The 8,865-nt window shown below is 61.5% G+C and carries 6 protein-coding genes; 2 read left to right on the top strand and 4 right to left on the bottom strand.

Features of this window, described 5'->3' with window-relative positions; genetic code table 11:
• Positions 1 to 1,104 (top strand): serine hydrolase domain-containing protein (locus OUZ52_RS21340; protein ID WP_266160600.1); only part of this gene is annotated, 1,104 nt, incomplete at its 5' end.
• 96 nt (positions 1,105 to 1,200) lie between these two features.
• On the opposite strand, the gene OUZ52_RS21345 is transcribed toward OUZ52_RS21340, so the two are convergent.
• Positions 1,201 to 2,328 (bottom strand): acyltransferase family protein, encoded by a 1,128-nt coding sequence (locus OUZ52_RS21345; RefSeq protein ID WP_266160601.1) that lies wholly within the window; start codon positions 2,326 to 2,328, stop codon positions 1,201 to 1,203.
• A gap of 771 nt (positions 2,329 to 3,099) precedes the next feature.
• Here OUZ52_RS21345 and OUZ52_RS21350 point away from each other — a divergent pair.
• Entirely contained in the window at positions 3,100 to 4,599 is a 1,500-nt protein-coding gene (locus OUZ52_RS21350) for an FAD-dependent monooxygenase (protein ID WP_266160602.1), read from the top strand.
• A gap of 70 nt (positions 4,600 to 4,669) precedes the next feature.
• Here the strand turns inward: OUZ52_RS21350 and OUZ52_RS21355 are convergent, their stop codons facing one another.
• The 3 genes from OUZ52_RS21355 to OUZ52_RS21365 all read right to left on the bottom strand — a co-directional run.
• A complete protein-coding gene (locus OUZ52_RS21355) occupies positions 4,670 to 6,136 on the bottom strand; it encodes an efflux transporter outer membrane subunit (protein WP_266160604.1) in 1,467 nt (488 codons plus the stop codon).
• 11 nt (positions 6,137 to 6,147) lie between these two features.
• Positions 6,148 to 7,728 carry an MDR family MFS transporter gene (locus OUZ52_RS21360; RefSeq protein ID WP_266160606.1) on the bottom strand — a complete coding sequence of 527 codons (1,581 nt, stop codon included), beginning with the start codon at positions 7,726 to 7,728 and terminating at the stop codon, positions 6,148 to 6,150.
• Positions 7,721 to 8,865, bottom strand: a 1,145-nt coding sequence (locus tag OUZ52_RS21365; protein WP_266160607.1) for an HlyD family secretion protein, incomplete at its 5' end; no start/stop codon positions are given. The genes OUZ52_RS21360 and OUZ52_RS21365, both read right to left, overlap by 8 nt.

Here is an 8,865-nt window from a genome sequence, read left to right on the forward strand (position 1 = left end):
GCATGGTCGTATAGCAACACCGGCTATAACCTCGCGGCCATTATTGTTCAGCGGGTCAGCGGATCCACCTTCGTCGATTTCACCCGCGAGCATGTGTTTGTTCCACTAGGCATGACGCATACGCAATGGCGTGATGATTTCCGCCGCGTGGTGCGGGATCGGGCGATCGCTTATCGCCGCGTGTCCGACGGGGTCTACGAGCAACTGATGCCGTTTGAAAACACCTACGGGCATGGCAGCCTGTTGACCACCGTCGGCGACTTGCTGATCTGGAACAAGGCACTGGACGAAGGACGCCTCGGCGCTACCGTCACCACGGCATTGCAGACCCGCACCTTGCTTTCGAACGGCAAGCCCACGGTTTACGCGCGAGGTTTGTTTGAGCGCAACGACCACGGTACGCGCAAAATTTTCCATGATGGGGCCACGGCGGGTTACCGGGCCTGGCTGGGCCGTTATCCTGACCAACATGTATCCATCGCCATCTTGTGCAACGCGGACGATGCGTCCACCTCTAAGCTCGCGCAGGCAGTGGCCGATCTTTATCTGCCTAGAACAAAACCTGCGCGCAGCACTTTCACATCCACCCCGCCTGCGCGTCTCGCCGGCCTGTATGCGAGCGAGCGCGATGGATCGCCACTGCAGCTGAGCTTCCACGATAAACGTTTGCAGACCGACACCGGCTTTACCCTGTTGGCGGGAGCGGGCGACACCTTGGCCTTCGAACGAAGCGATGGCACGATCGCCACGACCGGCGCCATGCTCCCTGACGGCCGTTTTCGCATCGATGCCGAGGGCGACGCTACCGTCTACGTTCGAACAAAAGCCTATGTGCCGACGCCGGCCGATCTCGCCCGCATCGCTGGCCGTTTTCATAACGAAGAGGTACCGGTGACCTATCAGATAACCGCCGTGGCGGGCGGGCTCAATGTCGTCGCCGAAGGTCGTCCAGGTAAGAACCATGTGTTCTTGCCCGTCTATTCCGACGCCTTTGGCTCCGATGACATGATACTTCGCCCGGTGCGCGACCACGACGGTAACGTAACTGGCATTCGCATCTCCGCTGACCGGGTCTGGAACCTGCCCTTCGATCGCCTGCCCTAAGCAGCCCTCCATATCGATTCATAGAGAAAGCCATGGCCTTCCTTGGCAGGGTCGATACATGCCTATCTGGCAACGCGATAGCTGAAGGACATGGAGCTATGCGGCGGCCATGGCGACTGTCCTGCCAGCAGCACGATCACGTAGCCATAGGAAGGGGCGTTCGACCAGGTAGTGCAAAATCGCGGCAGCGACCAGAGCCACCAACGCACAACACGCAAACGTCAGAATGCCATGATGATCGACGGATGCAGGCAGGTGTTTTGACGCCAGCTTGAGCACCGCCTTGTGGCTTAGGTAGATGCTGTAGGAAATGGCTGCCATCCAGGATGCGCCCGGCACGCGTAGCTTGGCCAGCACGCCAGCGGGACTCGCGGCGGAAACGACGAGCAAGGCCAGTCCAAGCGATAAGATGGGGAACCCTGCGACACATGCGGCAAAAGTTAGCGTGTCGCGAAATACCCACGACACGAGGCCGACCGTGGCAGCTCCCAACAGGGCGAGCACATTCGGGTACCGCTGTATCCGTTCCCACTGCGCTGTCCGGTAGACACTCAAGACGGCCAACGCGACACCGGCGAGCAGACCGTCAAGGCGTGCGTAACTGGGATAGTAGATAAGCTCCATGTAACGGCGACCATCCATTTCCCACTGACCATTACCGTCAGATGCAAGCGCCGATGATTGCCACCAGGCAAATCCTCGCCATGCCAGGCCGAACACGACGACGCCGAGAAAGATGGCGCACAGACGCCGCACGTTGGCTCGCGGGGCGATGGCCATGACCGCAACAGGGAAGATCAGGTAGAAGTGTTCCTCGACGCACAACGACCAGGCAGACGAGAACGCATGCATGGCACGTTGGTCGACGAAAAGATTCATCGTGAATGTCAGGAATTGCCAGAGCGGCTGAATCGCCTCTTGCTCACGCAGGGACGGAAAGCCGAAATAGAGCCCGACCACAGTGAGATAGGCCGGCAAAATTCGATAGGCACGCTGCCTATAGAAACCTTTCAGATCGACATGACCCTCATGCTTGAAGCGCATAAGGACCTGCCGACCTATCAGATAACCACTGAGGACGAAGAAGAGGTCGACACCCATCCAACCGAACTCTTGAATCCAGCCGAATCCCTCGCCCATTCCCCCGGCAACCCAAGCGTGGGTGCATATGACAGAGACGATGGCTGTGGCGCGTAGTAAATCAAGACCGGGGATCCGGTGCATAGATGGCTTCCCTGCTGTGGCGCGGAAGAATAGCCAGTTTCATACCGACGTGCAGGTCAGGCTCGGTGGTTCCGCATACGTTCTGCTGATCACCTTCGTGGGCGCCAACACTAGAAAATTACTCATGGCGAGCGTGGCTTTCCTCACACGGTTTTCCGCTGGGGCAGCGATAACGGCATAGCCAAAGAGTGCGGTCCCGCGACTTCAAGGTAGCTCACTGGCTGCTGCAAGCATCAAGGCCGTACCGTCGCTGACAGAAGCTGGGCCGGGCAGCCAGCGCGGCAAGACATCGGCAATGGAATGGTCCGCTTGCAACTACGGCCTCAATCGATCGATACCGCTGTACTGGATCACCCCAACCCACCGTTGCCGCTCAGCTAGCCGGCAGCTTGAAGTAGTGGTGCTCTTGATGGCGATGAGTCAGGGCTTATTGAGGCAGGTGAAGAACTTCGCGTTCCGCCGTTTGGCGAGGAAGTAGCCCGTCCATAGCGGACAAAAACGGGAAAGGATAAAGATTCACGTCTTTCCCGTCCCAGTATCTTAGCGCACCGGGGGCTTGCAACAAGCCCCCGGTCATGCCGCCCAATCCGCAGCCGAAACGTCTGAACCTACGGGGCTGGGGAGTAGCGCAATGCATAGGCCGTTATCGAAATACAGGTCGCACGGGGGCATCAAGCCGATGACTGAACTCGCGCCGCGGTTACCGACCCTTGCTGTCGCTGGATGTAACGCGCGTCTGGCGAGTGCTGGCATGCCGACCGGAGCATGGCAATGACCGAACATGCGGTGATCATCGTTGGAGCAGGCCCGACCGGGCTGATGTTGGCGGGCGAGTTGGCGCTCGCAGGCATCGACGTGGCGATAGTCGAGCGGCGCGCCAGCCAGCAGCTCGCGGGCTCACGCGCAGGTGGCCTGTCTTCACGCTCCATCGAGGTATTCGATCAGCGCGGTATCGCGGAGCGCTTCCTCGCCGAGGGGCAGCTGGCTCAGGTCGCCGGGTTCGCCGCGACCCGGTTGGACATCAGCGACTTCCCCACGCGGCACCCCTACGGGCTTGGACTGTGGCAAAACCATATCGAACGCATCCTGGCCGGCTGGGTGACGGAGCTAGAGGTGACGATTTATCGCGGATGTGAGGTTGCCGGTTTCACACAAGACGACAGCGGCGTCGAGGTCGCGCTGTCCGACCGCCCATCGTTGCGCGCGCAATATCTCGTCGGCTGCGACGGAGGACGCAGCCTGATCCGCAAAGCAGCCGGCATCGACTTCCCCGGCTGGGATCCCACGATGAGCAACCTCATCGCCGAGGTCGAAATGACCGAAAAGCCGCCGCTGGGAATTCACCACACGCCCCTCGGCGTCCATTCCTTCGGTAGGGCGGAGTATGAGATCCGTGATGGCGAGGTGATCTACAAAGAGGTCGGTCCGATACGGCTCATGCTGCCCGAAGACCACGTCGGCGCCGCCACCGAACCTACCCTGCGCGATCTCAGCAAGACGCTGATCGCCGTATGCGGAACCGACTACGGGGTTCACAGCCCCAGCTGGATCTCCAGGTTCACCGACATGACCCGGCAGGCTGCCAGCTATCGCGAGCGACGCGTACTGTTGGCCGGCGACGCTGCCCACGTGCACTCGCCCATCGGTGGACAAGGCCTCAACACCGGTGTGCAGGACGCGGTCAATCTCGGATGGAAACTGGCGCAAGTCATCAAGGGCACCGCCGCGGAAAATTTGTTGGATACCTACCATGCCGAGCGCCACCCGGTTGCCGCCCGTGTGCTGCAGCATACGATGGCGCTGATGGTGCTTCACCGCACCGACGAACGCACAGCGGCACTGCGCGACACCATGGCCAGGCTGCTTAAGATGGACGAGCCGCGCAAACACATGGCCGCGGAGATGTCTGGCCTGGGCATTCATTACGATCTCGGCGAGGGACACCCATTGCTCGGACGCCGTATGCCCGATCTGGACCTGATCACCGCCAACGGCCCACGGCGGGTCTTCAGCTTGCTGCACAAGGCCCGGCCGGTACTGCTTAATCTCGGTGAGCCCGACAGCATCGATATCAGTCCATGGGCAGCGCGGGTCCAGTCGATCGACGCCGAATACATGGGAGCGTGGGAGCTGCCGGCACTCGGGGCTGTCACGGCCCCTGCTGCCGTATTGATTCGGCCCGATGGCTATGTGGCCTGGGTCGGAGCAGGCACCGACCTGGGGCTTGTGCATGCGCTAACCAGATGGTTCGGGCCGCCAGTCGCAACATAGCGCGCAGGCCTTCAAGATCATCCGGGCGGCGCGCTCACAGCCTTCGGCGAGGGCGCCGCCCATAGCCGCCTTAACGTGCGGGAAGCCAGCCAAGCCCGAGGCTCTTTTGCAGTGACACGAAGTCTTTCAGCAGGCCGGCCTGCCCCTCGACGAGGTTTTGCTGGGCGGAAAATTGCGCGCGCTGCGTATCCAGCAGATCGATCAGTGAGGAGGCGCCCGCGCGGTAGCGCTGCTGCATCAATGTCGCGGAGCGATCGGCGGAGGCTTCGATCAGCCGCAAGCGAGTCACGCTATCGCGTTGATGACCATAGCGGGATAGCGCGTTATTGGCGTCCTGCAACGCAGCGAGCACAGTCTGCGCGTAGCGGGCTTCGGCTTCGTCGCGGCTCGCTTCGGCTTGGCGAATGCCGCTGCGCGTGCGCCCGAAGTCAAACGCGTTCCATTGCAGATAGGGAACGCCAAGCCAGGTGAGCGAGCCCTTTTTCGTCAGGTGGCCAGGATCGGCGGCGTTGGCGCCGACGAAACCCAACATCGTCACCTTGGGAAACAGATCGGCAGTGCGTTCGCCGATCTGCGCGCTGCTCGCGGCAAGCCGACGTTCGGCGGCGCGAATGTCCGGGCGCTGCTGCAACATGCTTGCCGGATCGTCGATAGGCACTGCCTCAGGCAGCACGGGCAACGGCGCAGGCGCCGACAATTGGCGGTCGAGCGCGCCAGGCGCCTGGCCGGTGAGCACAGCGAGTTGGTCCAGCGACTCGGTGATCTGCTCGTCCAGTGGAATGAGTGTCGCGCGGGTGTTTTCCACTTGCGTGGTTTGACGTTCGACATCGGCATCGCCGGCAACGCCACGCGCACGTCGCTGCTGGATCAAGACCAGCGTTTGTTGTTCGAGTTCGGCCGATTGATGGGCCAAGGTCAAGCGCTGCTGCTGATCGCGCAGGCTAATGTATGCCTGGGCCACCTCGGCGGCCAATGACACCTGCGTATCGGCGAGATCGGCACCAACAACGTCGGCCTGGGCCGAGGCAGCCTCGATCGCACGGCGTGTACCGCCGAACAGGTCGATTTCCCACGATGCGTCGAAGCCGGCAGTATACAGCTGCAACGGCCCTCGCCCCGGCGACGTCGATGAGTTGTTATGGCCCTGCGAGGTTTGCAGGCCGGCAAGATTCGGCTCGCGCATGCGTAGTGCCGCCGCATCGGCGGACACCTTGGGCAAGGCATCGGCACGCTGTTGTTGAAGTTGCGCGCGCGACTCGCGCAGGCGCGCCTGCGCGGCTTGCAAATTCTGGTTCTGCGCCAGCGCCGCATCGATCAGGGCAGTTAGTTGCGCATCATGCAGCGTGCTCCACCATGAGCGAGGCGCGACCGCTGATGTGATGCCCGTCGCCGGTGCGCGAACAAAGGTATTGGCCTGCCCTGCAGCGCCGGCCGCGTCCGGCGCACCGCGATAGTCAGGGCCAACGGTACACGCCGCAAGCGAGGCGAGCAGCGCAAAGAACAGGACGCGCGAAGCACATGAAACGCATGTATGCATGACTGAAGTCCTTAGTGACCCGTAGCGGCTGGCGCACCATAGCTGGGCGTCTTAAGCAACAGCGCGAGTGGCATGCAGCACACCAGCGCGATGCCAAGTAGATAGAAAACTTCGGAATAGGTGATCACCATCGCTTGCTGCTGGATCTGCGCGGCAAGTTGACCGAGCGCACGCATCTTCGCGTAGGCCATATCACCTGTTCGCGCAAACCAGCCAGCCGCGTAGGCGGCAAGACGTTCCTGGCCGAGCACCGAATTGGCGGTCAATGATTCGCGGATGGCCGCGACATGAAACGTATTGCGGCGGTCGATCACCGTACCGATAACAGCCAGGCCAATCGAGCCGCCGAGATTGCGCGCCATGTTGTAAACACCGGCGGCGTCGCCGGCCTCCTCCCGCGCTACCGCGGCCATGGACGCCTGATTCAAGGGCATGAACACCAGCATTTGGCCGGCACCGCGAACCAGCTGCGACCAGAAGAAATCATGGCCGACGCTTTGCGCGGTCAAATGGATATCCAGCATGCAGCTCACCACGAAACACATCAGGCCGGTGATCACCATGATTCGAAAATCGACCTTGCCCAGAAGCCGTGGAAGCAGCGGCATCATCAAAAACGCCGGTACACCGGAGAGCAGCATCACCCAGCCTGATTGTTCCGCGTTGTATCCGGCGATCAAGCCAAGGAATTGCGGTATCAGATAAATGACCGAATAGAACACCGCACCGACCACCAGCACGATTAAAATGACACTGGCGTAGCGCGGATTTTTCAGCAGGCTCAAGCGCATCACCGGTCTCTTGGCGGTGAACTGAGAAACAGCGATCAGCACCATGCCGGCCAACGACAACACACTTAACCAAACGATCATGCTGGACTCGAACCAGCGCTCGCGCTGACCTTCTTCCAACACCACCGTCAACGAGCTGAGGCCGGCCGAGAGCCCGGCAATGCCCAGCCAATCGGCTTGTTTAAGCGCATCCCATTGCGGATGATCGGGCGGCAGGCCGAGTAACAACAAGGCGATCAAACCGATACACACGGGCAAGTTAATGAAAAAACACCAGCTCCAACTGATGTTTTCAGTCAACCAGCCGCCCAGCACCGGCCCCAGCAGTGGGCCGAGCAACACGATCAAACCAAAAATCGTCATGCCGATCGGTAACTGCGACAGCGGCAAACGGCTGCGGATGATGGTTTGGCCGGTCGGGATCATCGCGCCGCCGGTCAGGCCCTGGCCGATGCGGCCGATGATCATGGCCGTCAAGGTATGCGACAAGCCACACATCATCGAAAACAGGATAAACAAGATCGCGCCGCCGAGCAGAAACTTGCGCAAACCAAATACCCGCGTCAGCCAGGCGGCCAGCGGAATAATCACGATTTCCGACATCAGATAACCGGTCGAAATCCAGGTACCCTCGGTACCCGTGGCACCGATTTCGCCCTGGATCTGCGGCAACGCCGAATTGGTGATCGAGATGTCGAGGGTAGCCATCAACGCGCCGAGCGAACCGGCAGCCACAGCAATCCAATCCGCGGCACTGGCACGCTCGGGGTGGCTAGCCGGCATGGCAGCCGTCTCAGCCATGATGGTCGCCTGCTGTCGCCACGGCCTGGTCGTTGTGCGTCGGGCGCGTATCCACGTCTACCGTCACCGATAGCCCGGGAACCAGCAAGGTGCGTGTCTGCGCATTCGTGTCGATGCGAATCCGCACCGGCACACGCTGCACGATCTTGGTGAAATTGCCAGTCGCGTTTTCCGGCGGCAGCAACGCGAACTGGGAGCCGGTGCCAGGCGCAAAACTGTCGACCACGCCGTGCAGATCCCCATCCGACCATGCATCGACATGCAGGCTTGCAGGCTGGCCGGCTCGCATGCGGCCGACCTGGGTCTCCTTGAAGTTGGCCGTGAGATAAATGCTCTGCACCGGCACCACGGTCATCAGCCGTGTACCCGGCTGGGCGAACTGCCCGACACGTACGGTGCGATCTCCGATGCGGCCACTAAGCGAGCTGCGAATCAAGGTATCTTGCAGATCGAGCTGCGCTTGCTGCGCGGACGCCTGTGCCGCCTCCAGCTGTGCCTTCGCCTGTGCGAGCTGGGCGTCAAGATCGGCCATTCGCGCTTGTGCCTGGTCCAGCGCCGCGGTGTCGGCGGCCAGTGTTGCGCGCGCCTGGTCGCGATTGGTCGTCAGCACCGATAGCTGATCGCCGCTTTCGGCACCCGTCGTCGCCAGTGGTCCATAGCGCCGCACCTCCTCTTCGGTGTGGCGACTGTTCACCGCCGCCACCTGTTGCTGCGCCCTCGCCTGTTCGATCGCGGCTCGCTGCTGGGGAATGCCTGCTTGCGCGCGCAGGATATCTGCCTTGCGCGCATCGATCGTGGCCTTGGCTTGATCCAGCGCAGCCTGGTACTGGCGACTATCCAGCCGCACCAGCGGATCGCCGGCCTTTACCGACACGTTATCGCCGACATAGACGTCGGTGATATAGCCACTGACTTTCGGGGCGATGGTGACGCTGTCGGCCTGCAGGTAGGCATCGTCCGTGCTCTGGATAAAACGGCCGACCAGCCACCAGTAGGCGAGGGCCAATACCGCCGCGATGGCCAGCACCACCCCGGCGGGCAGCAGAAAGCGGCGTATTTTGGACGGGCGCGCCGGCGCAACGGCAGCGCCTTTCGAGGCATCGGCGTCCGATGCGGATCCAGTCATAGCAGGCATGC

It is taken from the genome of Dyella silvatica, from assembly GCF_026283955.1.
Taxonomy (GTDB): Bacteria; Pseudomonadota; Gammaproteobacteria; order Xanthomonadales; family Rhodanobacteraceae; genus Dyella_C; species Dyella_C silvatica.

Bases quoted from the DNA above. Each gene is read 5' to 3' on its own strand.
- OUZ52_RS21355 (WP_266160604.1), bottom strand. From the start codon at position 6,136: ATGCATACATGCGTTTCATGTGCTTCGCGCGTCCTGTTCTTTGCGCTG.
- OUZ52_RS21345 (WP_266160601.1), bottom strand. From the start codon at position 2,328: ATGCACCGGATCCCCGGTCTTGATTTACTACGCGCCACAGCCATCGTC.
- OUZ52_RS21350 (WP_266160602.1), top strand. From the start codon at position 3,100: ATGACCGAACATGCGGTGATCATCGTTGGAGCAGGCCCGACCGGGCTG.
- OUZ52_RS21360 (WP_266160606.1), bottom strand. From the start codon at position 7,728: ATGGCTGAGACGGCTGCCATGCCGGCTAGCCACCCCGAGCGTGCCAGT.